Consider the following 255-nt stretch of genomic DNA (forward strand, 5'->3'; position numbering starts at 1 on the left):
TCAGCAGGTAGCATTCCAGCCAGCCCTGGCACTGATGCTCGCTCAGCACCTCCATGACGCGGCCATCGGGTGATAGGTGATCATCCTCGGGATAGATTTCGGCCATGTAGCAGCGGTCGGTGACCTCGAGCACATCCTGCCAGCGGTTGGAATTGTTCTCGTCCGGGCTGAACAGCCGGAAGTTCTTGCTGTTCAGGTTGAGCTTCATGACATCGCGCAGGAACTTGCCCATGACGCGCGCGGATTCCGTCATGG

The 255-nt window shown here is 58.8% G+C and carries 1 pseudogene; it reads right to left on the minus strand.

Annotation, left to right across the window (positions count from 1 at the left end):
* Positions 1–255, minus strand: a pseudogene (locus JNB88_RS33320) (phosphoketolase); the annotation flags it as partial.

It is taken from the genome of Rhizobium cauense, from assembly GCF_019511525.1.
Lineage (GTDB): Bacteria > Pseudomonadota > Alphaproteobacteria > Rhizobiales > Rhizobiaceae > Rhizobium > Rhizobium cauense.